The following is a 22,453-nucleotide window of genomic DNA, read 5'->3' as shown; positions in this document are numbered from 1 at the left end:
CTTTGCAAATAATTCTTGGGGTACTAGCCGTCGATCTTGGCTGCGTCGGCGGCACCGAACTTCGGGGTGTGCACCTCGCCCAGGGTGATGTGCACGGCCTGCTGGTCGGTGTAGAAGTCGATCGAGCGGTAGCCGCCCTCGTGGCCCAGACCCGAGGCCTTCACGCCGCCGAACGGCGAACGCAGGTCACGCACGTTGTGGGAGTTCAGCCACACCATGCCAGCCTCGATGTTCTGGGCGAAGTTGTGGGCCCGCTGCAGGTCGTTGGTCCACAGGTAGGCGGCCAGGCCGTACTTGGTGTTGTTGGCCAGCTGCAGGGCTTCTTCCTCGGTGTCGAACGGGGTGATCGCCACGACCGGGCCGAAGATTTCCTCCTGGAAGATCCGGGCGTCAGGCTTCACGTCCACGAACACGGTCGGGGCGACGTAGGAGCCGTTCTCCTGGCCCTCGGGCAGGTTCTCCGGGCGTCCGCCACCGGCGACCAGGCGGCCCTCGGACTTGCCGATTTCCACGTAGCTCATGACCTTGTCGTAGTGCTCGGGGTGCACCAGCGCGCCGACCTGGGTGTCCGGGTCGTGCGGGTCGCCGACCTTGATGTTCTTGGCGCGCTCGGCGTAGGCCTGGATGAACTTCTCGTAGATGCCGCGCTGGACCAGGATGCGCGACCCGGCGGTGCAGCGCTCACCGTTCAGCGAGAACACGCCGAACAGGGTGGAGTCGATGGCCGCATCGAAGTCGGCGTCCTCGAACACGATGGCCGGGGACTTGCCGCCCAGCTCCATGCTCATGCCCTTCAGGTTCTCCGCGCAGTTGCGGAAGATCAGCTGGCCGGTGGAGGATTCGCCGGTGAAGGAGATCAGCGGCACGTCCGGGTGCTTGACCAGCGCGTCGCCGGCTTCCTCACCGATGCCGTTGACCAGGTTGAATACGCCCTTGGGCAGCCCGGCGTCCTCAAAGATCTTGGCCCACAGGGAGGCCGAGAGCGGGGTGAACTCCGCCGGCTTGAGCACCACGGTGCAGCCCGAGGCGATCGAGGGGGCCAGCTTCCAGGATTCGAGCATGAACGGGGTGTTCCACGGGGTGATCAGCCCGGCCACGCCGATCGGCTTGCGGTTCACGTAGTTCAGCTGGGAGCCGGGGACCTTCAGCGCGGTGTCGTGCTGGGCCACGATCAGGTCGGCGAAGAAGCGGAAGTTCTCCGCGGCGCGGCGGGCCTGGCCGCGGGCCTGGGTGATCGGCAGGCCGGTGTCGAAGGTCTCCATCTCGGCCAGGCGGTCCTCCTGGGCCACCACGGCGTCGGCGATCTTGTACAGCACGTTGGCGCGCTCGCGCGGCTTCATGCGCGGCCACGGGCCGTTCTTGAAGGCCTCGGTGGCGGCGGCGACGGCGGCGTCGATGTCCTCCTTCTGCCCTGCGGCGGCGTTCACGTACGGCTTGTTGGTCACCGGGTCCAGCACCTCGAAGGTCTTGCCGCCGATGGAATCGACGAACTCACCGTTGATGTAGTGCTGGATCTTGCTGGGCAGGTTCTCCGGAACGAAGTGCTTGCTCATGGCTGTGTCCTTTCGCGTTGCGTTGCAAAGACGGTCAAAAAACTTGTGGTCGAAAATCTTGGGTGCTGCTGGTTTGCCTAGATGGGGGAGGGCTCCATGCCCGCCGCCTTGAGGTAGGCGTTCAGCGTGTTGGTGCGGTGCCGCCGGGCGGCCTGCTCGATCTGCTCGGCGGACGCCCCGTCCTCCAGCAGGTCCAGCAGGTGCTCGTGCTCCTGGACCGACTGCAAAGCCCGGTGCGGGATGTGCGAGAAGGAGGAGGAGCGCATCGCCGCCAGACGCCGCCACCCGCGCTGGACCAGGTCCAGGATGTGCGGGTTCGGGCACTGGCAGTACAGCAGCTTGTGGAATTCGGTATTCAGTTGGGTGAAGGCCACCGGGTCGAAGCTGTCCAGGCACTCGCGCATCTTCTGGTTCACCTCACGCGCCGCCTGGCGCAGGGACTGATCCATCAGCGGTGCGGCCAGCGCGGTGGCGGCCGGTTCGATCACCGACAGGGTCTGCATGGTGTGCAGGTAGAGGGTGGAATCGATTTGCGCCACCGTGGCCCCCACGTTGCGGGTGAAGTTCACCAGCCCCTCGGCCTCCAGCCGCCGGATCGCCTCGCGCACCGGAACCACCGAGCAGCCCAGCTCCTCGGCGATGGTTCCCAGCACCAGGCGGTATCCGGGGGAGTAGGCCCCGTTGTTGATCCGCTCGGAGATGGTGGCGTAGGCCGCTTCGGACTTCGAGGGGGTCATGGCTAGAGTTCCCAGCTGTCCAGGTCCGGGCTGCCGGCCTGCTGCCAGGCCTGGTACTTGGCCTTCCAGTCCGCGTTCATCGGGAACAGCCCGTCGATGACGTGCCCGCGCTGGACCATGGCGAAGATGAACTCATCGGACTTCTCGGTGGCCAGTGCCGTGTCGGCGACCTCGGCGACCAGGTGCGGCGGGATGACCACGATGCCATCCGAATCGGCCACGATCACATCCCCGGGCTGCACGGTAACCCCACCGCAGGCCACGGTGATGTCCTTGTCCCAGGCCACGTGGCGCCGGCCCAGCACGGCCGGGTGGGCGCCGTTGTAGAACACCGGGATGTCCAATCCGGTTACCGCGTCCAGATCGCGCACGCCGCCGTCGGTGATGATTCCGGCCGCGCCCAGGGTCTGGCTGCGCAGGGCCAGGATGTCGCCCAGGGTGGCGGCCCCGGTTTCCCCGCGCGCCTCCATGATCAGCACCTCGCCGTCGCCCAGCGAATCGATGGACTGCTTCTGGGTGTTGTAGCCGGCCCCGTGCTTCTTGAACAGATCCTCGCGGTTGGGCACGTAGCGCAGCGTGCGGGCGGTGCCGATGACCCGCTGCATGCCCTTGGTGGCGCCGGGCACCTGGATGTTCACGTTGTTCAGCCCCAGCTTGCGCAGGGTGGCGGACAGGGTGGCGGTGGCCACGGCCTCCAGCTTGGCGCGCACCTCATCGGTGAGCACGTCCTTGCCGGTGATGATCGGCTCCAGTCCGGCGGCGGCGCGGTCCCCGTAGGCGTCTTCCTTGTCCTTCTCGGTGACCTTGGGCTGGTTGCCAAAGGCGGCGAAGGCGTCAGTGCCCTCCACGGCAGTGGTCTTCAGCTTGCCGGTGCTGGCCCCGGAGACCAGGTCGGTGACCTCAACCTCGACGACATCGCCGGGGAAGAAGACGGTGGAGCCGGCCGGGGTGCCGGTGAGGATGACGTCCCCAGGCAGCAGGGTCATCTGCTGGGAGAGGTCGGCAACGATCTGGGCGAAGGAGAAGAGCAGCTCGGAGGTGTCGGCATCCTGGGCGAGTTCACCGTTGACCCAGGTCTGCACGCGCAGCTTGGCCGGATCAACGCTTGCCGCCTCTAAAGCGTTCGGGCCCAACGGGGTGTAGCCGTCGCCGGACTTGGAGCGGATGTTCGAGCCCTTGTCGGCGTACTTCATGTCGTGCACGCCCAGGTCGTTGGCGGCGGTGACCTGACCAACGTGGCCCCAGGCGTCCTCGACGGAAACGCGGCGGGCGGCCTTGCCGATGATCAGGGCGATCTCACCCTCGAAGGCCAGCAGCTCGGTGCCGGCCGGGCGCTCGACGGTCGAGCCGGAAACTGCCAACGAGGAGGAGGCCTTCATGAAGTAGCTGGGGTACTTCGGGGTGCGTCCGCGCTGGGCGGCCCGCGAAGCGTAGGACAGGTGCACGGCCAGCACCTTCCCTGCCTGCGCGAAGGTCGACTCGTTGACCGAAACCGAGGTGCTCATTGATTCTCCCACTTCTTCGTACATCAAATCGTATACGATCAGTGTGCGCTGAATCTCTGAGGGTGTCAAGCTCTCCAAGCTTTCAGGCGATGACGGTATTAGCTATCAACGAGTGTGGCGCATTCCAAACGGAACCGCAGCGCGTAAATAGCGCGACGGTCAATGAATGATGTCGGGTTAGGCTCGCTTAGAATGTGAGTGAACGTCACTTTCATCCTTCGCATCTCGAAAGTAGAACAATGTCATCATCCATTCCACCCAACTTACCCGCGCCCAAATTTGGCAGGATCCCGAAGGAGAAGAAAGGGGGGCTATGGCTCGTACTCACCATCTCCGGATTGGTATCTGTTGTCGTGGGAATCAGCATCGGCGCTACGCCGGTTGGTAATTTATGTGGCAGTGTTTTTGATCAAGACAGTTTTGCGGCGAAGGTGTACGACACTCTTGGCGGTTCGCCGGGCGGTGCAGCGCGTGAATGTCTAGAAAAAATTTCGGCAGCTGCCGTACCGACCTGGATATTCATCGTTCTCGGTATCTTGCTCACGGTTACTGGCGTCATTATTCGAAATCAGCCCAAACGGGTTCCTGTCACCATTGCCGCTCCTCGCGAGGAGAAGTCGATCACTCAGAAACTCGAAGAACTGGCAAGTCTCCGCGATAGGGGCATGATTAGCGAAGCCGAGTTCGAAGAGAAGCGGAGGAGCTTTCTTGAGAGGATGTAGTGCGACTAAACAGCTGGGCGATCCTGCTGTGTGCATCAAAATGCTGTAGGTCTTCGCTCCCAGTAGTTGTTGATATCACTCGCCAACGGTTCGTGCCCTCTACCGAAACATACTGGTGCTCCTGAAAGTCTCGCGCCGGCTACATGCCGGTAGCGAGACTTTTTCGCATTCTCAATCTAATCGCGGCAGCTGCACCTGGGGGCAGGAGGGCGACATGCCGAGATTGGGCATTGCGAGAGCGCCCACTTCTGAGCTCGGTTGGCGTCTTCAAAGACGGTGTATTGACTCTTGCCGCTGGCGGATGACGTTGCCGAGTTTCGGCGTAACTTCAGTTCTGCTGTACGCCAGGACCGCTTGATGTAGTGGCATCGCGCAGGGAGAGCGTATCGGCTCGATACTTGTAGCCCTCAGGGCGGCTAGCTCGTAGGCGACCTTGGTAAGTCGCCGGGTCACTCGCAGCGAGAAACTGCGCAAACGCAAGTATTACATGCGATGACATGGATTATGACAGGCTCGTTTCCCGACTATTCTGGGAAAGTCCTGCTAGGAAACGTGGCTGCGAGACGTATGTTCGTTCAGGCGCGCTTTCCCAAGAGGGGGTAAGTAAAGCGAATTTGCAGAACCCACATTCCCATATTGACTAGCTTGACGCGCAGGATAAGCGTACGGCGGAACAGTTATTGAGCGATCGGTCTGCTGCAACCGCTGCAGCTCGGAGCGTCCTTGCACTAAGAAAACACGCGGTGAAACAGCGTTTTTCCTGAGACTTCGGATTTTGGAAACTTGGGGGTTCCCCTATCATTATGAGTATTGGTCGGGCGAAGTTCACCGCAACCGGATATGCCTACTAGGCCCATGGGGATGGGGTACCGAGTTGGCAGACGCATTGGGGAATGCCTTCCGGGCGCGTTATGCGAGACTTCGCCCGACCCAAGCTTTTAAGCCGTCGTCCGCTCACAGGGCGTAGGCACAAAACAGGCTGGCTGTAGTTTTCAGGAACTACAGCCAGCCTGTTTTTCGTCCGACCGAACTCATTGGAATTCGGAAGCTGGAGGACTATGCGTCGAGGAACTTCAGTGCCGCGGTCTTGAACTCGCGACTGGTTACTGCGCTGGCGTGATTCCGCCCGGCCAGCCATACGACTTCGGTGTCCGCTCCGGCTTCACGAAGCAGGCGCCGAAGGTACGGCATGGTGGTGGCCAGGTCGTCCTGGTCCCCGGCGACGAGCAGGGTTGGCGTGGTCGGCACCGCTTCGGCCGGATCGTAGGGTTCGGTCTTGATGCCTTCGATCAGCTTGAACAGCGCACTGAAATCGCTGGCTTTCTCGTTGATCGCAATCGACATCACCTTTGCCGTGTATTCATCGGCGATCGACTCACCGGTGGCCACGAAATTGCGCGCCTCATTCAAGGCGAAGGCGGCCAGCGGGTCCAGACTGCCGGGGCCGCCGATGATCAGGCGGCGGACGAGCTCGGGATGCTTGGCGGCCAGCTCCCAGCCCAGGCGCGCGCCTAGTGAGTAGCCCAATACGTCAACCGGGCCACCCAGGGATTCGACCACCTTGGCCAGGGCAAGGTGGATGCGGCTCGGGGCCCAGCTGCCGTCGTTGCGGTTCGGGTCCTCTCCGTGGCCGGGCAGATCCACCAGCGCCACATTGCGCCCATTTTCGGTGAAGTGCCGAACCCATCCGGACCGTTCCCAGTTTAGGTCTGCGGAGGAGGCGAAGCCGTGGATCAGCAGCACGGTTGGTGCACTGGCCTCGGTGTTCGCGGGGATAACTCGAAGATTAAGATCCAAGGTCATGCTCAAAACTATATGTCACTGCGGTCACAAAGCGTTCTTAGGGTGGAAGGCCTGGGGAGTTAATGTCAGAATGACTCTAACCAAATTCCAATCGGCCGGTCATGAGCCTAAACAAGCAGCCGGCAAAACAGGAGGCCTTGATGAGCATCCCGCTGGGATCAGCCAACGTGGCAGAACGGCGCAACATGCCACCGGCGTTGGCCGTTTCCACGGTGATCTTCGGTATCCGGCCCACCGACGGCGGCCGAGCACAATTGTGGTTGCCGCTGGTGCGCCGCGTTCGCCAACCCCACGCCGGACAGTGGGCGCTGCCCGGTGGCCCCGTGGGACCCCGCGAGTCCCTTGGCACCGCCGCCAGCCGCACCCTGGCTAGCACCACAGGGCTGCGGCCGAGCTACCTGGAACAGCTCTACACCTTCGGTGACCCGGATCGTTCACCCACCCAGCGATTGGTGACCATCGCGTATTTCGCGCTGGTCACCGAGGCCCAGGTGGGTGCCACTGTGGAGGACGAGAACGTGGCGTGGTTCGCGGTGGACGATCCCGTCCTGGAGAACCTGGCCTTCGATCACCGGCAGATCATCGACTACGCGCTGTGGCGGCTGCGCAACAAGGTCGAGTACGGGCAAATCGCCCACCGGCTGCTCGGCGAGCGCTTCACCCTGGCCCAGTTGCGGGCGGTGTACGAGGCCATGCTGGGCAAGGAACTGGATCCAGCCAACTTCCGCCGCCAACTCAAAGCCACCCAGAGCATTGTGGCCACCGACGAATACCTCGCCGGCGGCCAGCACCGACCACCCCGGCTCTACCGCTACGCGGGCAGCGGCCATGACCCATTGGAAGTAGATACCAACCATGAGTAGCCCTACCCTCTCCTCGACCATCACCCGGCTGACCCTCAACGCTCCGGGCTCCACCTGCTCATCCGAGCTCTCGGCCAACCCCTGGGACACCCCATCCGGTTACGGCCCCGGTGCCTCCCAGGAGGACCAGGCCCCGGCGAACTACCCTCGGCAGCAGAAGTTGCCCCAGCAGTACCTCAGCGCCAGCGATGAGGAACTTGATGCCCGCATCCGCGCGGCGAAGGAGACCCTGGGCGATGACGTGGTGCTGCTGGGGCACTTCTACCAGCGTGACGAGGTGGTCAAGTACGCCGACTTCGTGGGGGATTCCTTCCAGCTGGCCAATGCGGCACTGACCCGTGACGAGGCCAAGTACATTGTTTTTTGTGGTGTGCATTTCATGGCCGAAACCGCCGATGTGCTCTCCCGGGATGACCAGGCGGTGATCCTGCCGAACCTCTCGGCCGGATGCTCCATGGCGGACATGGCCGATGCCCCCAGCGTCCAGCAGTGCTGGGATGAGCTGATGGAGTTGTACCGGGACGAGGAGGATGACGGGCGCGCCGCGGTGATCCCGGTGACCTACATGAACTCCTCCGCGGCGTTGAAGGCGTTCGTGGGCCGCAACGGGGGATTGGTGTGCACCTCCTCGAACGCGAAGACCGTGCTGGAGTGGGCGTTCGAGCGCGGCCGGCGGGTGCTGTTCTTCCCGGACCAGCACCTGGGCCGCAATACGGCCAAGGCGATGGGAATCCCCCTGGAGCAGATGCCGCTGTGGACCCCACGCCGGGAACTGGGCGGCAACGATGCCGACACCCTGAACGCCGCCAAGGTGATCTTGTGGCACGGCTTCTGCTCCGTGCACAAACGCTTCACCACCGCGCAGATTGACAAGGCGCGGGCCGAGCACGAGAACCTGCGGGTCATTGTGCACCCCGAATGCCCCATGGAGGTGGTGGATGCGGCGGATGAATCGGGTTCCACCGACTACATCTTCAAGGCCGTCGCCGGGGCCACCGAACCGACCACCTTCGCCATCGGCACGGAGATCAACATGGTCAACCGGCTGGCCGAGCAGTACCCGCAGCACACGATCTTCTGCCTGGATCCGGTGATCTGCCCCTGCTCCACCATGTACCGCATCCACCCCGGCTACCTGGCCTGGGTGCTGGAGGAACTGGTGGCCGGGCGCATTGTGAACCGCATTGAGGTGCCGCAGGCCGAGCAGGCCGACGCCAAGACCGCCCTGGAGCGGATGCTGGCTGCCCGGCCATGACCCGGATCATCATTGTCGGCTCCGGGGCCGCCGGGCTGCTGGCCGCCTTGAGCGCGGTAGGCCGCGGCGTGCACCCGGTGCTGCTGACCAAGGACGGGCTGGGCACCGGCAACACCGAATGGGCCCAGGGCGGCATCAGCGCCCTGACCTCCCAGGGACAAGTGGCCGGGGACACCGTGGCCAGCCACGTCGCCGATACCCTGGCCGCGGGGAACGGGCACGGCTCGGTCCAGGCCGTGCAGACCCTGTGCGCCGCGGCACCGGAAATCATTGACCAGCTCGAACAGCACGGAGTGGCCTTTGACCGCAGTGGGGACGGCGCCTACCAGCTGGGGCTGGAAGCCGCGCACAGCGCCCACCGGATCCTGCACATCAACGGGGACGCCACCGGCCAGGGGCTGACCCGCGCACTGGTCGCCGCCTGCCGCAGAGCAGAGCAGGCCGGAAACCTCAGCGTAATCGAGCACGCGCTGGTCACCGCCCTTGAACGCCGGCAGGATTCCGGGCACGCCGTGCGCTATCTGCGACACGGCAGCGAGCACACGCTGGCCGGGGACCGGGTGCTGCTGACCACCGGCGGCATTGGCGGGCTCTACCGGCACACCACCAACCCGGTGGGCGCGACCGGGGACGGCATCGCGCTCGCCGCCCGGGCCGGGGCAATAATCAGCGACATGGAATTCGTGCAGTTCCACCCCACCATGGTGGACACCGAAGCCCACCCGGGCGCGGGGATGATCAGCGAGGCGGTCCGCGGGGAAGGCGCCGTGCTGGTCACCGGCACCGGCGAGCGCTTCATGCCCGGGATTGATCCACGGGCCGAACTGGCGCCACGCGATGTGATTGCCCGGGCTATCCACGCGCAGAACATGGCCGGGCACCCGGTCTACCTGGACGCCCGGGCAGTGGAGCAGAACCAGGGCCGAGGTTTCCTTTCCCGTCGGTTCCCCTCCATTACCCGACGCCTACAGGCCTGTGGGCTGAACCTGGCACACGACCTGATCCCGGTGCGTCCGGCCCAGCACTATCTCATGGGAGGGATCTTCACCGACCTGGACGGACGCACCACCGTGCCCGGGCTCTATGCGGCCGGCGAGTGCGCGAACACCGCTGTGCATGGGGCCAATCGGCTGGCGAGCAACTCCCTGCTCGAAGCCCTGGTTTTCGCCCGCCGTGCCGTGAACGCCATGCTCACTGACCCGCCGCTGGCCCGGGCGGAGACGGCGGCGCTCGCCGTCCATCCACTGCCCGAAACCGAACCAGGCCAGGGAATGAGCCTTGGGCAGCTGCGCCAGCTGGCCACAGACCAGCTGGCAGTGCACCGCGACGGCCCTGGCCTGCGGGAAGCCATCACCGGGCTGCGGCAGGCCCAACCGGTGGCCGCAAGCCCCCGCGCCCGTCACGAGCTGGAGAACCTGCTGCTCATTGCCCGCCTGACCGCCCATGCCGCCCAGGAACGCACCCACAGCCTGGGGGCGCACTACCGGACCGATCACCCCGAGCCGCACCCGGCAGCACGCACCTGCTGGCAGCTTCCGCTCAGCGAACAGACCACCACCAACACCTTCGAGGAAATCTACGCCTGATGAGTTCCATCCACCCCGTCCCGCGCTCCGTCATTGATGCCATTGTGTCGCTCGCCCTGCTGGAGGATTGCCCCCGCGGGGACATCACCGCCACCACCGTATTGGACCCGGCCGTCACCGCCCGCGCCGCCGTGGTGGCCCGACAGCCCGGCGTGCTTTCCGGCACCGGCGTGTTCGAACGGGTCATGCAGCAGGTGGATCAGGACATCCAGATCACGGCCCACCTCGCTGACGGGCAGCGTTTCGAGGCGGGGGACGAGCTGATCACCGTGAACGGGCCGGCCGCCAGCATCCTCACCGCCGAACGGGTGGGGCTGAACCTGCTGCAGCGGATGAGCGCCATTGCCACCGCCACCGCCGGACTGGTGGGGAAGGTGGCGCACACCAAGGCGCGCATCGCCGACACCCGCAAGACCACTCCCGGCCTGCGGGCCCTGGAACGCTATGCGGTGCGCTGTGGCGGGGGAGTGAACCACCGGGACAACCTTTCCGAGGCGTTCATGGCCAAGGACAATCACCTGGCCCTGCTGGGGGACGGCAAGCAGCTGACCAGTGCGCTGCGCCAGGTGCGTTCCCGGCTCGGGCACACCACCGCCATGGAGGTGGAAGTCGATGACATCAGCCAGATCCCCGCGGTGTTGGCCGCTGGGGTGGATGTGATCATGCTGGACAACTTTGCCCCGGCGGACATCCCGGCCGCCCTGGAACTCATTGACGGCCAGGCCATCGTCGAGGCCAGCGGGAACGTCAACGCCGCCACGGTCGCCGAGATCGCCGAAACCGGGGTGGACATCATTTCCTCCGGCGCCATCACCCATTCGGTGGCGGCCATCGATCTGGGATTGGATATGGTGATCGGATGATCTACATGGATGCCGCGGCGACCGCGCCCGCCCACCAGCAGGTGCTGGACACCATCAGTCCCTTGCTGACCCATGACTTTGGCAACCCGTCCTCCCGTCATGAGCTGGGGCGCAACGCCGAACGGGCGGTCAGCTGGGCCCGCAACACCGTGGCGAATGAGCTGGGGGTGGGGGAGCATGAAATCTACTTCACCTCCGGAGGCACCGAGGCCGACAACCTCGCCGTCATCGGTGCGGCCCTGGCGGCCCCACGGGAACGGAAGATTATCACCAGCGCCATCGAGCATCCCGCGGTGCAGGACGCGGCCGCGTTCCTGGCCGAACACCACGGTTTCACCCATGAGCTGATCCCCGTGGACCACGAGGGCGTAGTGGACCTGGCGGCCGCCGAGCGGCTGATCGATGCGAAGACCGCGGTGGTCTCGGTCATGGCCGTGAACAACGAGGTCGGCACCATCCAGCCCATTGCGCAGCTCGGACGCCTGGCTCGCGCCGCCGGCGCGTTCATGCACACCGACGCGGTGCAGGCCGCCGGATGGCTGGATTTGAGTGACTTGACCCCGCACGTGGATGCGCTGAGCATCTCCGGTCACAAGATTGGGGCGCTGAAGGGCACCGGGGTGCTCTACTATGCTGCCAACCACCCGATCGTGCCGCTGCTGCACGGCGGCGGCCAGCAGCGCGGGGTGCGTTCGGGGACTGAAAACCCGGCCGGCGCCGCCGGGATCGCCCGGGCCCTGCAAATCGTGCGCGAACAACGCGAAGCCGGGGCAGGGGAAGGCTACGGCCCCTACCTGATTGAACGGATCACCGGCCAACTCAACGAGCAGTTCCCGGGATCGGTGGCGCTTACCGGGCACCCGACCCAGCGCATCGGCGGGATCGTGTCCCTGGTCTTCCCGCGCACCGCCGGGGAGACCGTGCTGATTGAGCTGGAACGCCACGGGGTGCTGTGCTCCTCCGGCTCGGCCTGTGCCGCCGGCTCCACCGATCCCTCCCCGGTGCTCAGCGCCATGGGGTACGAGCCGGAACTGGCGCATACCGCCCTCCGGCTCTCCTTTACCCGTGGAATGAAGGAAAACGAGATCAGCCAGGTGGCTTCGGCCGTGATCAGCGTGATGCGCGGGCTGCTCGGCGAACGCCAGCCACCATCCGCAAAGCTGGCCGATCGGCCGAGGCGTTAACCAGGCAAGGGGTGGGACGAATCGACTTCGTCCCACCCCTTGCCTGCTGTTTTGCTTGAGGTACCCCGGCTGCCCGCTCTCACCGGGACGGCAACCGGTCAGCGCAGGTACTTGCCCGAAATCCATCCGGTCTTGGAGGAGTACTTCACCTGGTACCAGCCCTTGGAGGTCTTGCCGGTCAGGCTGACCTTCTTGCCCTTCGGGATGGTCAGCAGGATCTTGTTGCCCGTGCCCGCCTTGGTGCGCAGGTTCAGGTTCGCCGTGGTCTTCTTGGTCTTTGCCGAGCTCTTCGGCTTTGACGGGGAAGTCTGGGTCTTGAGCTTGCTGCCGGAGAAGCTGCCCAGGTAGGTGCCCGAAACCCAGCCGGTCTTGGAGGCGTACTTCACCTGGTACCAGCCCTTGGAGGTCTTGCCGGTCAGGCTGACCTTCTTGCCCTTCGGAATGGTCAGCAGGACCTTGTGCTTGGTGCCGACCCCGCTGCGCAGGTTCAGGTTCGCCTCCGTCTTGGCGCTCGAGGCGCTCTTGGGAGCCTGGGTCTTGGGCTTCTCCGCCTTCGGCTTGGCCTTGGCCACCCCGTAGTAGTGCTCCAGGGTCTTGGCCCCGGACTGGGTGTAGCTCTTGGCCAGGGACGCGCCCACATAGCGGAAGTGCCATGGTTCGTAGGCGTATCCGGTCACCGACTCGTAGCCCTTGGGGTAGCGCAGAATGAAGCCGTACTTGTGGGCGTTCTTGGCCATCCAGCGCCCCACCTTGGTGGATTCGAAGCAGGCCTGCAGGCCGCACTGGTGGTTGGTGTTGCCCACGTCCACGGCCAGGCCGGTCTGGTGTTCACTGGTGCCGGGCTTCGCGGAGATCCGCTGGGCATACTTTGACCCGTACTGCTGGGTGTATTGCCGGAACAGCTGGGCCTGCCGGTCATAGGAGCGGTAGCCGCTGACCAGGGCAATGTTCACGCCCGACTTCTTCGCCGCCGTCTTCATCTTCAAATAGGCGTCAGCCGCCTCGGGCCGCAGCCGGATGGAGGTGCCCTTTACCGTCTTGGTCTTGGGGACATAGCGGGCCGGTGAGAGCGGATAGCTTTTGCTGACAAAGACATCAATGCGGCCGGCACCGCGCTGCAGCTTCCGGGCCGTCGGGACGAACGAGGCCACGTCGGTGCTCGGGACGGCCGCGGTGGTGATGCCCTGGGAGTGCACCTGGGCCGGGGCGGCCGGTTCGAAGGCGGTGGCCGGGGCCAGCGAGGTCGCCACCAACGAGGCGGTGAACACGGTCGCCAGCGCCAGGCGGGTCGTGCGTTTCTTGGTCATGGGTTTTTCCTCACGAGTGATGAATGAGCTTCCCTTATTCCAGCATCAAGAACCCGCCCGGGCATGGTTCTTCTAGCAAATGGCGCAAAGTTTCGCAGATAAGTTTGCCCCGGCAAATGGGGATAAACCCTTTGTTCCCCTCTCGTTCAACACTGCGAAACATTCGCTCTGGGCATGAGTTTCCGGCATCGGGAGGTGACCAGTAGTTTTGCGTTTCGCTCCGGGTCTGTAGGGCTTCATCCCGGTGGAGCGCCCAGCTGAGTTTGGTAGGTTAGCGACCATGCAAGTTCGGCAGGAAACCTTCGACGACAGGGCAGGGGTCTACGCAGTGGCCCATGCGGCATTCGCCAACTCCGACCCCTCGATTGAGCCGGCGGAGGTCGGCCTGCTGCAAGAGCTCTTCGACTGTCCCGCCTACGATCCGGTCTTCTCGATCGTGGCCCTGGATGAGACCGCCGTCATTGGGCACGTGATCGCCAGCTGGGGGAGCGTGGACGGGCAATACCCGCTGCTGGGGCTCGGGCCGCTGGCGGTCGCCCCCGAATACCAGCACCGCGGGGTGGGCTCGATCCTGATGCAGGACATCCACGACCGTGCGCAGCAGCGCAACCTGGCAGGAATCGTGCTGCTCGGCCACGTGGACTACTACCGGCGTTTCGGCTACGAACCGGCTTCCGATCACGGAATCATCCCCTCCGATGCCGCCTGGGGCGAGAACTTCATGGTGAAGGTGCTCGACCCCCACCGTCTGCCCGCAGGCAACTACCGCTACGCCGCCCCCTTCGGCTGTTAGGACAGTTGCCCACCTCACTGCTCTACGGGGGTTCCGCCGCCTGTCAAGGGCGTAAATTTGCTAATCTATTGGGATCATGTCGAACCACTTGTTGCCCGTGAAGATTGACCGGGGCCAGGGCATGCCCGTGGTCCTGCTGCACGGCTTGGGGAACAACCACCACAGTTGGCATTTCGTCCTCGATGACGTGGATTACTCCCGGGTGCGGATCATTGCCGTGGACCTGCTTGGATTTGGGGATGCGCCGAAACCGGATGTTGAATACACCCTGCGGGACCACTCCTCGGCGGTCGCCGCGACCCTGAAGGACCTGGGGATTCAAAAGGCCGTCATTGCCGGCCACTCCATGGGCTGCAATATTGCCCTGGATCTGGCGGAGAAGGAGCCGGACATGGTTGAGCGCCTGGTGCTCTTCGGTGCACCGCTCTACCGGCGCAAGCCGCGCGGCGGCAAGCTGCGCAAGCTCTTCCGTGCCGAGGGCCTGTACTTCTCGCTGTTCGAACTGGTCTCCCGTTCCCCGGACGCGGTCCAAACCGGCGGAGGGCTGGCCGAGGAATACGTTCCGTTCATCAAGGGCATGGAAATCACCGAGGAAACCTGGCCGGCCTACCGCAAGAGCCTGCAAAATTCGATCATGCAATACGAGTCCTACCGGCAGGCCACCCGGCTGAAGCTGCCCATGCTGTTCGTCAACGGGGTGCTGGACTTCTTCATCATCCGCGGCAACACCACCCGGGCGTTCATGGCCAACCGCCGCTTTGTGCGCATCCGCCGCAGCCGCGGACCGCATGAACTGACCCCGACCCAGGGAAAGCTCGCCGCGCGGATCATCAACCGGATGGCCAACCAGGCCAAGATCGGGCAGCGGGCGATCGACTAACAGCACTGTCCTCCCCGCCTGGCACCCGCTGTCCTGCTCCTCCCGATGTGCCGGTGCGCCGGTGTCTCGGTGCGCAAACCCTTGTGCCGGTGCCACGGGTGCGGTAGACATCTACCATGGACGCACACCAGCTCCCGCGCGAGCTCTCCTTCACTGTTGCCGGGCACGTTGCCAAGCCGGTCGAGCAGGTCTACGAGGCGGTCGCGGATCCCGAGCAGCTTTCGCGCTACTTCACCACCGGCGGGGCCCGCGGGCGGCTGGAGGCCGGTGACACGGTCACCTGGGATTTCCACGACTTCCCCGGCGCCTTCCCGGTGCAGGTGCTGCAAGCCGAGGCCCCGCGGCGCATTGTGCTGCGGTGGGCAGGTGAGCACCTGGTGGCCGATGCCGGCATGAGCCGGGTGCAGTTCGACTTCGAGCCGGTTGATGAGGGCGCCCGCACCAAGGTGCAGATCAGTGAATCCGGCTGGCAGCCCAGCGAGGCGGGGATCCAACGGGCCTTTGACAACTGCGAGGGCTGGACCTCGATGCTGGCGGCATTAAAGGCCTGGGTGGAGCACGGCATCAATTTGCGTGAAGGATTCTACAAGTAACCTGAACGCCACCTGCGTCAACACCGCTCCGGTTCAGGATTGGCTGGGAGCTGGCCGGGTAATTGCCATGGCCTGTGTCACAGCGGCCCTTCACCTGCCTAGGGTGAGGCCATGCCAACACCTCAGGAAACAACGAAGGGGCAAGTCGCACTGGTCGCCGGTGCCTCACGGGGCCTGGGCCTGCTTGTGGCCCGGGAACTGGGACGGCGCGGCTACCGGGTAGTGATCTGTGCTCGCGAGGCGGAGGAACTGGACGCGGCCCGGGCAAAGCTGCATGCCGAAGGCCTCATGGTCGAATCCATGGTGTGCGATGTGGCGGACAACGGTGAGGTCACCAGCATGGTCTCGCGCATCGAAGCAACCCTGGGGCCCATCGAGGTGCTGGTCACCGTGGCCGGGGTCATCCAGGTCGGACCGCTGCAGTCCCTGGAGCGTGAACACTTCGAACAGGCCGTGAACATCATGCTGTGGGGCCCGGTCAACCTGGCTTTGGCCGTGGTGGATTCCATGCGCGAACGCGGACGCGGGCACATTGCCACCGTCTCCTCCATTGGCGGGATGATCAGCGTGCCGCACCTGCTGCCCTACGGCACCGCGAAGTTCGGCGCGGTCGGCTTCTCCCAGGGGCTGTGTGCGGAGATGTCCGGCACCGGGGTCAAGGTCACCACCGTGGTGCCCGGGCTGATGCGTACCGGCTCCCACCTGCGCGCCGAGTTCACCGGCAACCAGCCGGCCGAGTACGGCTGGTTCTCGGTCGGTGCCTCCTTCCCGCTGGTGTCCATTGACGCCGAGCGGGCCGCCCGCCAGATCGTGCGCCGGGTATTGGAGGGCAAGGCGCTGGTGGTGCTCACCCCGCTGGCCAAGCTGGCCATCCGGGTCCACGGCCTGGCCCCGGCCACCACCGCGAACCTGCTGGGAGTTCTCGGGCGGATGCTGCCCGGCGCGCCGGGCAGTGAACAGGGCACCGTGACCGGGCACGAGGCCCGCGACCGGCTGCCGGGCCCCGCCCAGAAGGTGCTCGATGCGATTACGGTGCTTGGCCGCCGGGCCGCCGGGCGCTTCAACGAGGTGGGCGAAAAGGACGGGGCCGCACCCATGCCGGGGGACGGGGGCGCTTAATATGGCACCTCTACAGCGCCAATGGCAGAACATCTCAGGTTTCCCAGTCAGCCCCAAGGCTGCGTCCATGCAGGCACTAGGCACTGGACACGGCGGCGGGAGCAGATGGGATATTCAAGGTACCGGGGGACACCAACAGAGAGGAAACCCAATCTGCAAACAGCATCACGAATGCCTTCAGCATTGAGCTTCCAAGTTTCGGCAGACCGGCACACACCCGCCGGCACTGACCCGAACGGCTCGTAGGACGTCACGCCCACCAGGGGCGCAGCACCCTTCGGACACCACACTTGGTTTCCGGACGGTTTCACAACACTGAACACCGACGCAAAGGAAAGAAACCATGATCAACAAGAACCAGATTGATGAACTGCTGAACACCGGCGGCACCGTGGTCGGCAGCGACGGCGAGAAGATCGGCAAGTTCGGACAGGTCTTCCTTGATGACCAGACCGGCGAACCGCAGTGGGTCACCGTGCGCACCGGATTGTTTGGAATGTCCGAAAGCTTCGTTCCGCTGGATGAAGCCAGCGTGCATGGGGACACCGTCACCGTGCCGTTCGACAAGCAGATCGTCAAGGATGCCCCGCGCATCGACGACGAGGACGGGCACCTGAGCCCGGCCGATGAGCAGGAGCTCTACCGCTACTACAACCGCTCCTACGACCGGCAGCAGAGCGTGGACCAGCGCACCGGCCACGATTCAGCGGGCCAGCTGCCCGCGGACCCGAACGACACCGCCCTGGCCGGGGGCGTGGGCAATGACCGGCTGGAGGATGACCGCCTGGCCGGCGACCGCCTGGGCGATGACCGCCTGGATGACCGGGTGGGCACCGACCGCACGGCCGACGCCGGGGTCGCGTTCGATGACCGCGACACCGCCGGCACCGTGGGCCGGGACCGGGACGCCGGTGAGGGCATGACCCGCTCGGAGGAGCAGCTGCGCGTGGGCACCGAGAACGTGGAAACCGGCCGGGCCCGGCTGCGCAAGTACGTGGTGACCGAGAACGTGACCACCACCGTTCCGGTCAGCCACGAAGAGGTGCGCGTGGAACGCGAACCGATCACCGACGCCGATGCCGCCGGCACCGTGCGCGGCGGCGAGCTGGGCGAGGAGGAGCAGGAAGTGACCCTGCACGCCGAACGCCCGGTCGTTGACAAGGAAGCGGTCCCGGTGGAGAAGGTCCGCCTGGACACCGAGACCGTCACCGACGAGGAAAAGGTCACCGAGCAGGTCCGCAAGGAGCGGATCGAGGCCGAGGGCGATGGGGAGACCATCGACCCGGAAACCGGTGAACGCACCCGTCGCACGGACCGCTAGGCAGTGCCGCCCGCGCCGCGGGCGGCACCATGGTCCGAATCCGAGAAGGAGGGGAACATGAGTACCAGTGCAGATAAGTCACCGCACGACGACCGTGACTCGGGGCTGACCCGCGGTGAGCGGCTGAATAACGAACGCGACCTGAACCGGGAGGCCGAGCTGAACCGCGAAGGCGAGCTGCGCCGGGACCGGAACCAGGGCCGGGACGCCGTCCCGGACGGGGAGGCCAGCGCCGAGCGCGCCCAGCACCGGGCGGACACGCCGTCCGACCGGGTGGCCGAACGGGACCGGGAAAGCGTCGTGGCACGGGAGAAGCACATCTACGGCGGGATGAAGATCGGCTCAGCGTTCTTCGGCTGGCTGACCGCCACCGGCATGGGCGTGGTGCTCACCGCCCTGGTGGCCGCCGCCGGCACCGCCGTGGGGCTGAGCACCGGGGTCAACCCGGATGAGGTCACCCAGAGCCTGAACCAGGACCCGCAGACGGTGGGCATGGTCGGCATCATCGTGCTGGGCGTCATCGTGCTCGTCGCCTACTATTGCGGCGGCTACGTCGCCGGGCGCATGGCACGGTTCGACGGCATGAAGCAGGGCCTGGCCGTGTGGCTGTGGGCCCTGGTGATCGCCATCGTGGTGGCGCTGCTGGGCTGGATTGGCGGCAGCCAGTTCAACGTCCTGGCCCAGGTCAACAGCTTCCCGCGGATCCCCGTGAACGAAGGGGACCTGACCACCGCCGGCATCATCGCCGCGGTCGTGGTCGCGGTGGTGGCCCTGGTTGGGGCGCTGCTGGGCGGCCTGGCCGGGATGCGCTTCCACCGCAAGGTCGACAAGGCCGGGCTGGATGTGGTCTAGCGGGCCGACTAGGTGCCGCCAGCCGGTGAGAAGAACTTCTTATCCGGGCTAGCGGTCAGGGAAAAGCCGAGGCAGGTACGTCGTGATGACGTACCTGCCTCGGCTTTCCTATGCCGTCGCGCGTCCTAGTCGATCCCGGCGCGCAGCTTCATGCTCAGGTGCTTGAGCTGGTCAAACTCCTCTTCGCTCAGCGCATGCCCCATCAGCTCGTGCAGGTGCTTGACGTGCTCGCGCCCAATGTCGCGCTGCACCTCCAGGCCCTTCTCGGTCAGGGACAGGATCATCGCCCGCTGATCGGTCGGATCCGGGCTGCGGGAGATCAGGCCGCGTTCCTCAAGCCGCACGATCATCCGGCTCAGCGACGGCTGGGAGATCAGCAGGAACTTGTTCAGGTCCACCAGCCGCGCCTTGCCTTCGGGACAATTGCGCAGATTGAACAACACGTCGTATTCACGCACCGAGAGCCGATTGAATTCGGGCATCGAGATCAGGTGGCGCATCACCGCCACCTGCGTGCGGAAGAGTGCCTCCCAGGCCTCGACCGTGTTCTTTAGCGGGGCCGGGGCGGTGCTGGCCTCACCGGCCACCATTTGCTCACTGTGTGTCACTGCACTCCTATGCTTGCAGCCCTGTGGCTGGCATCCTTACCCCTTGATCTTATCCCCGCTTAAGCGTCCTGTCCCTTGTCGGGGTGAGAATTCTTGGCTTCTTCCCTGGCCTTCTTGGCGGCCACCAGTCCGGCGTGGGTGGGAGCCGGGGTCAGGTCGGCCGGGGCGCGGGATTCCATTTCCTTGCGCAGCTCGGGCAGCACGTGCTCGCCGAACATGTCCAGCTGGTTCAGCACGGTCTTCAGCGGCAGCCCGGCATGGTCCACCAGGAACAGCTGGCGCTGGTAGTTGCCGAAGTACTCCTGGAAGGTCAGGGTCTTCTCCAGCACCTCCTGCGGGGAACCAACGGTCAGCGGGGTCTGGGAGGTGAAGTCCTCCAGGGACGGGCCGTGGCCGTAGACCGGGGCGTTGTCGAAGTAGGGGCGGAATTCCTTGACCGCCTGCTGGCTGGTCTTGCCCATGTAGAACTGGCCGCCCAGGCCCACGATCGCCTGATCCGCCCGGCCGTGACCGTAGTGCTCGTAGCGCTCCCGGTACAGGCCGATCAGCTGCTGGTAGTGCTCCTTGGGCCAGAAGATGTTGTTGGCGAAGAAGCCGTCGCCGTAGTAGGCGGCGATTTCGGCGATCTGCGGGGTGCGGATCGAGCCGTGCCACACGAACGGGGGCACATCATCCAGCGGACGCGGGGTGGAGGTGAAGTTCTGCAGCGGGGTGCGGTAGCGCCCCTCCCAGTTCACCACGTCCTCGTCCCACAGCCGGCGCAGCAGGTTGTAGTTCTCGATGGTCAGGTTCACCGAGTCCTGGATGTTCTTGCCGAACCACGGATAGACCGGGGCGGTGTTGCCGCGCCCGAGCACCAGGTCGGTGCGCCCGTTGGACAGGTGCTGGAGCATGGCGAAGTCCTCGGCGATCTTCACCGGATCATTGGTGGTGATCAGCGTGGTGCCGGTGGACAGGATGATCCGCTCGGTCTGCGCGGCAATGTAGGCCAGCGTGGTGGTGGGGGAGGAGGAGAAGAACGGACGGTTGTGGTGCTCACCGATGGAGAAGACATCCATCCCGATCTCTTCGACCTTCTTGGCGATGGCCACGATCGCGTCGATGCGTTCCTTCTCGGTGGGGATGGTGCCGTTGGTGGGGTCGCGGGTGATGTCACTGACGGTAAAGACACCGAACTGCATGGCGGGACTCCTTGTCCTGTTCGTGGTTCCGCTGGGCTTCAGCGACCAATCTATATGCGTATGAATGTAATAACAAGTTGATTCGTCAATTATTCCCATGATTCAGGCAGGTCTTAAGGCCAAAGATCACCTACGGCGAACCGTCCAGGGTTGCGGCTACCCTGAAAATTCTCAAAAAAGCTGGGCAGGGATGCAACAGCTCGTAGAGCCTGAAAGCTACCGCTTTCTCTTGTATTCAGCGGCTTTCTTGATTGGCGAGTGGTATACGTCTTCACCAAGGAGAGCTATCGAAGACGAAGCGGAAACGATCAAACCTGGCTCGAGCCATAATTTTTAGCCAGATTTCCTCCTATTTACTGGTCAAGCGGACCCGAGAGTATTAGATTTCGGTACAGGTGAAAGCTGCGGTTTTCGTTTTTCATATTACTTTTCGACCGGGAAGGGGAGTGGCCGTGGAAAGTCGTTTTGCAAAAACCTCCTTGGCTCTTTCCATCTGCGCAATTTTAATAGCTGGTTGGGCTGCGTTCGTTCAGCAGCGAAACTTAGATCTCCTGGAATCTCAGCTCGGCGCCATTAAGGTAGCGGCACACCTACAGCTCTATAATAAGGAATCCGGCGAATGGAGCGCGCCGGTCGATGCTAAGAAAATCAAGAAGCTCAAAGAGACTGACGTTATTTTTCCGTGGGACTTGAACGTGAGGGTAGACCTAGATAACACCGGCTACAACACAGTGGGTATCGCGGAATTTGGAATATATGTAGGTGACAAGGACGAGTCGGCGGTCAGCGCGACTTGCTGGGGTGATGAAGAAGCTGATGGCAGTATGTTCGCCTGCGCATTTCCCCTGCAGATCGATGCGCAAAAGCGAGCTTCTGTCATGCTTTCCCTGGGCGCGTTGGTGCAAGACGAGTTGCAGTGTAATAGATTCATTGAGGATAACGGTGTCGTCGCCTATGTAAAAACTATGGATGGGCGTATTTTTACTTCTAAGACCAACGTATCTTTACTCATTGCCGAATATTGCCCAGTAATAGAGACTCCGCCGGAGTGAATAGCCTTGAAGGAGTGGTATTGGTTCAATGTGCAAGATTTGGTTTAAAACAAATTTATATGGCCAACTCTTCGCACGCGCTCGACAACAGGCGTCAACGCAGGACGGAGTCTCACCGTGATCCAGTCTTGGCTGTCTCCCGGGCACCAACGGGAAAGTAGCGACGTCAAGGTATCGGCGATAGACCACACTTCTGAACGCAAATACGTACGAAGGCAAAATTTTTTCGGCTCCGTAATCGTTGAATCTCTAGCGGGTCAGCCGTCTAGTTTCCGGTGTCTGAGGAACGCCGGTGTGTGGCACTGTATGCAGCGCACCACATTTGGCCGGACCGGACCAACCTGAGCACCAGGTGGCAGCTTGACCGGCTCAATGTACTGTTTGCCGGGCAGCGGCACAAAGGGGTCAAGCTGGTATGGATCGTCCCCAAGCAAGCTGGCAACCTGAGTCAAGCCGGCTTTGATAGATCGCATCCTCAGCTTCGCGCTGTAAACATTCGGGCGTGCTTCAATCGCGAGGACATCTCGACAGGACGACCGAGGACATAGACCGAAGGTTGACGAATCCCCCAGGCAGTGCGTTGGGATTCTGGAACCAGACGAATTAGTTGGTCTGTTCGCTACTAGTAATCCGCGAACTCGCCACAGTTACTCAGTCAATTGCGAAGCGGAATTTG

At 64.0% G+C, this 22,453-nt stretch carries 20 protein-coding genes; 13 read left to right on the top strand and 7 right to left on the bottom strand.

Annotated features, from left to right (window positions below):
• Positions 1–23: 23 nt before the first annotated feature.
• The 3 genes from hpaE to RCJ92_RS01025 form a co-directional block, all read right to left on the bottom strand.
• Complete coding sequence (gene hpaE, locus RCJ92_RS01035) at positions 24–1,553, bottom strand: 5-carboxymethyl-2-hydroxymuconate semialdehyde dehydrogenase (protein WP_138926007.1); 1,530 nt, start codon at positions 1,551–1,553, stop codon at positions 24–26.
• Between the two features lie 77 nt (positions 1,554–1,630).
• Positions 1,631–2,290, bottom strand: coding sequence for a GntR family transcriptional regulator (locus tag RCJ92_RS01030; protein ID WP_138178152.1), 660 nt, complete (start codon positions 2,288–2,290; stop codon positions 1,631–1,633).
• Positions 2,291–2,292: 2 nt separating this feature from the next.
• Complete coding sequence (locus tag RCJ92_RS01025; protein WP_446753510.1) at positions 2,293–3,795, bottom strand: fumarylacetoacetate hydrolase family protein; 1,503 nt, start codon at positions 3,793–3,795, stop codon at positions 2,293–2,295.
• 239 nt (positions 3,796–4,034) lie between these two features.
• On the opposite strand from RCJ92_RS01025, the gene RCJ92_RS01020 reads away from it, so the two are divergent.
• Positions 4,035–4,517: an SHOCT domain-containing protein gene (locus RCJ92_RS01020; protein ID WP_446753509.1), complete on the top strand. Its 483-nt coding sequence runs from the start codon at positions 4,035–4,037 to the stop codon at positions 4,515–4,517.
• 1,056 nt (positions 4,518–5,573) lie between these two features.
• Here the strand turns inward: RCJ92_RS01020 and RCJ92_RS01015 are convergent.
• Positions 5,574–6,320, bottom strand: a complete 747-nt coding sequence (locus tag RCJ92_RS01015; RefSeq protein WP_446753508.1) for an alpha/beta fold hydrolase — start codon at positions 6,318–6,320, stop codon at positions 5,574–5,576.
• A 101-nt stretch (positions 6,321–6,421) separates the two neighbouring features.
• Here RCJ92_RS01015 and RCJ92_RS01010 point away from each other — a divergent pair, with 101 nt between their 5' ends.
• From RCJ92_RS01010 to RCJ92_RS00990, 5 genes are read left to right on the top strand one after another with little or no spacing between them, the layout of a single operon-like run.
• Positions 6,422–7,183, top strand: a complete 762-nt coding sequence (locus RCJ92_RS01010) for an NUDIX hydrolase (protein WP_446753507.1) — start codon at positions 6,422–6,424, stop codon at positions 7,181–7,183.
• On the top strand, positions 7,176–8,438 hold the full coding sequence (gene nadA, locus RCJ92_RS01005; RefSeq protein ID WP_446753506.1) for a quinolinate synthase NadA: 1,263 nt from the start codon (positions 7,176–7,178) through the stop codon (positions 8,436–8,438). Before RCJ92_RS01010 ends, nadA begins: the two co-directional genes overlap by 8 nt.
• Positions 8,435–10,024, top strand: coding sequence for an L-aspartate oxidase (locus tag RCJ92_RS01000; RefSeq protein ID WP_446753505.1), 1,590 nt, complete (start codon positions 8,435–8,437; stop codon positions 10,022–10,024). Before nadA ends, RCJ92_RS01000 begins: the two co-directional genes overlap by 4 nt.
• Complete coding sequence (gene nadC, locus RCJ92_RS00995) at positions 10,024–10,887, top strand: carboxylating nicotinate-nucleotide diphosphorylase (protein WP_446753504.1); 864 nt, start codon at positions 10,024–10,026, stop codon at positions 10,885–10,887. The genes RCJ92_RS01000 and nadC overlap by 1 nt, the downstream gene beginning before the upstream one ends.
• A complete protein-coding gene (locus tag RCJ92_RS00990) occupies positions 10,884–12,071 on the top strand; it encodes a cysteine desulfurase family protein (RefSeq protein WP_446753503.1) in 1,188 nt (395 codons plus the stop codon). Before nadC ends, RCJ92_RS00990 begins: the two co-directional genes overlap by 4 nt.
• A 98-nt stretch (positions 12,072–12,169) precedes the next feature.
• Here the strand turns inward: RCJ92_RS00990 and RCJ92_RS00985 are convergent, their stop codons facing one another.
• Positions 12,170–13,378: a D-alanyl-D-alanine carboxypeptidase family protein gene (locus RCJ92_RS00985; RefSeq protein ID WP_446753502.1), complete on the bottom strand. Its 1,209-nt coding sequence runs from the start codon at positions 13,376–13,378 to the stop codon at positions 12,170–12,172.
• A gap of 280 nt (positions 13,379–13,658) precedes the next feature.
• On the opposite strand from RCJ92_RS00985, the gene RCJ92_RS00980 reads away from it, so the two are divergent.
• The 6 genes from RCJ92_RS00980 to RCJ92_RS00955 all read left to right on the top strand — a co-directional run bounded on the left by RCJ92_RS00980 (position 13,659) and on the right by RCJ92_RS00955 (position 18,936).
• Complete coding sequence (locus tag RCJ92_RS00980; RefSeq protein ID WP_343833689.1) at positions 13,659–14,171, top strand: GNAT family N-acetyltransferase; 513 nt, start codon at positions 13,659–13,661, stop codon at positions 14,169–14,171.
• A gap of 76 nt (positions 14,172–14,247) precedes the next feature.
• Positions 14,248–15,051, top strand: coding sequence for an alpha/beta fold hydrolase (locus tag RCJ92_RS00975; RefSeq protein ID WP_446753501.1), 804 nt, complete (start codon positions 14,248–14,250; stop codon positions 15,049–15,051).
• A gap of 116 nt (positions 15,052–15,167) precedes the next feature.
• The gene (locus tag RCJ92_RS00970) at positions 15,168–15,644 is read left to right on the top strand and encodes an SRPBCC family protein (protein WP_446753500.1); all 477 of its coding nucleotides are present in this window, start codon (positions 15,168–15,170) and stop codon (positions 15,642–15,644) included.
• 111 nt (positions 15,645–15,755) lie between these two features.
• Positions 15,756–16,763 carry an SDR family NAD(P)-dependent oxidoreductase gene (locus tag RCJ92_RS00965; RefSeq protein WP_446753499.1) on the top strand — a complete coding sequence of 336 codons (1,008 nt, stop codon included), beginning with the start codon at positions 15,756–15,758 and terminating at the stop codon, positions 16,761–16,763.
• A gap of 343 nt (positions 16,764–17,106) precedes the next feature.
• Positions 17,107–18,084 carry a PRC and DUF2382 domain-containing protein gene (locus RCJ92_RS00960; RefSeq protein ID WP_446753498.1) on the top strand — a complete coding sequence of 326 codons (978 nt, stop codon included), beginning with the start codon at positions 17,107–17,109 and terminating at the stop codon, positions 18,082–18,084.
• Between the two features lie 57 nt (positions 18,085–18,141).
• Positions 18,142–18,936, top strand: coding sequence for a hypothetical protein (locus RCJ92_RS00955; protein ID WP_446753497.1), 795 nt, complete (start codon positions 18,142–18,144; stop codon positions 18,934–18,936).
• A gap of 125 nt (positions 18,937–19,061) precedes the next feature.
• Here the strand turns inward: RCJ92_RS00955 and RCJ92_RS00950 are convergent, their stop codons facing one another.
• Both RCJ92_RS00950 and RCJ92_RS00945 read right to left on the bottom strand, forming a co-directional pair.
• A complete protein-coding gene (locus RCJ92_RS00950) occupies positions 19,062–19,544 on the bottom strand; it encodes a MarR family winged helix-turn-helix transcriptional regulator (RefSeq protein ID WP_346921129.1) in 483 nt (160 codons plus the stop codon).
• 59 nt (positions 19,545–19,603) lie between these two features.
• A complete protein-coding gene (locus RCJ92_RS00945; protein WP_054821117.1) occupies positions 19,604–20,725 on the bottom strand; it encodes an LLM class flavin-dependent oxidoreductase in 1,122 nt (373 codons plus the stop codon).
• Between the two features lie 452 nt (positions 20,726–21,177).
• On the opposite strand from RCJ92_RS00945, the gene RCJ92_RS00940 reads away from it, so the two are divergent.
• Positions 21,178–21,777, top strand: coding sequence for a hypothetical protein (locus RCJ92_RS00940; protein ID WP_446753496.1), 600 nt, complete (start codon positions 21,178–21,180; stop codon positions 21,775–21,777).
• Positions 21,778–22,453 lie beyond the last annotated feature (676 nt).

This window comes from Glutamicibacter sp. BSL13 (assembly GCF_052928425.1).
Note: the sequence above shows the minus strand (reverse complement) of the source record. Positions and strands in the feature narration are given on the sequence as shown.

What these genes read in the sequence shown, in the direction of transcription:
- hpaE (WP_138926007.1), bottom strand. Translation starts at nt 1,553, where the DNA reads ATGAGCAAGCACTTCGTTCCGGAGAACCTGCCCAGCAAGATCCAGCAC.
- RCJ92_RS01030 (WP_138178152.1), bottom strand. Translation starts at nt 2,290, where the DNA reads ATGACCCCCTCGAAGTCCGAAGCGGCCTACGCCACCATCTCCGAGCGG.
- RCJ92_RS01025 (WP_446753510.1), bottom strand. Translation starts at nt 3,795, where the DNA reads ATGAGCACCTCGGTTTCGGTCAACGAGTCGACCTTCGCGCAGGCAGGG.
- RCJ92_RS01020 (WP_446753509.1), top strand. Translation starts at nt 4,035, where the DNA reads ATGTCATCATCCATTCCACCCAACTTACCCGCGCCCAAATTTGGCAGG.
- RCJ92_RS01015 (WP_446753508.1), bottom strand. Translation starts at nt 6,320, where the DNA reads ATGACCTTGGATCTTAATCTTCGAGTTATCCCCGCGAACACCGAGGCC.
- RCJ92_RS01010 (WP_446753507.1), top strand. Translation starts at nt 6,422, where the DNA reads ATGAGCCTAAACAAGCAGCCGGCAAAACAGGAGGCCTTGATGAGCATC.
- nadA (WP_446753506.1), top strand. Translation starts at nt 7,176, where the DNA reads ATGAGTAGCCCTACCCTCTCCTCGACCATCACCCGGCTGACCCTCAAC.
- RCJ92_RS01000 (WP_446753505.1), top strand. Translation starts at nt 8,435, where the DNA reads ATGACCCGGATCATCATTGTCGGCTCCGGGGCCGCCGGGCTGCTGGCC.
- nadC (WP_446753504.1), top strand. Translation starts at nt 10,024, where the DNA reads ATGAGTTCCATCCACCCCGTCCCGCGCTCCGTCATTGATGCCATTGTG.
- RCJ92_RS00990 (WP_446753503.1), top strand. Translation starts at nt 10,884, where the DNA reads ATGATCTACATGGATGCCGCGGCGACCGCGCCCGCCCACCAGCAGGTG.
- RCJ92_RS00985 (WP_446753502.1), bottom strand. Translation starts at nt 13,378, where the DNA reads ATGACCAAGAAACGCACGACCCGCCTGGCGCTGGCGACCGTGTTCACC.
- RCJ92_RS00980 (WP_343833689.1), top strand. Translation starts at nt 13,659, where the DNA reads ATGCAAGTTCGGCAGGAAACCTTCGACGACAGGGCAGGGGTCTACGCA.
- RCJ92_RS00975 (WP_446753501.1), top strand. Translation starts at nt 14,248, where the DNA reads ATGTCGAACCACTTGTTGCCCGTGAAGATTGACCGGGGCCAGGGCATG.
- RCJ92_RS00970 (WP_446753500.1), top strand. Translation starts at nt 15,168, where the DNA reads ATGGACGCACACCAGCTCCCGCGCGAGCTCTCCTTCACTGTTGCCGGG.
- RCJ92_RS00965 (WP_446753499.1), top strand. Translation starts at nt 15,756, where the DNA reads ATGCCAACACCTCAGGAAACAACGAAGGGGCAAGTCGCACTGGTCGCC.
- RCJ92_RS00960 (WP_446753498.1), top strand. Translation starts at nt 17,107, where the DNA reads ATGATCAACAAGAACCAGATTGATGAACTGCTGAACACCGGCGGCACC.
- RCJ92_RS00955 (WP_446753497.1), top strand. Translation starts at nt 18,142, where the DNA reads ATGAGTACCAGTGCAGATAAGTCACCGCACGACGACCGTGACTCGGGG.
- RCJ92_RS00945 (WP_054821117.1), bottom strand. Translation starts at nt 20,725, where the DNA reads ATGCAGTTCGGTGTCTTTACCGTCAGTGACATCACCCGCGACCCCACC.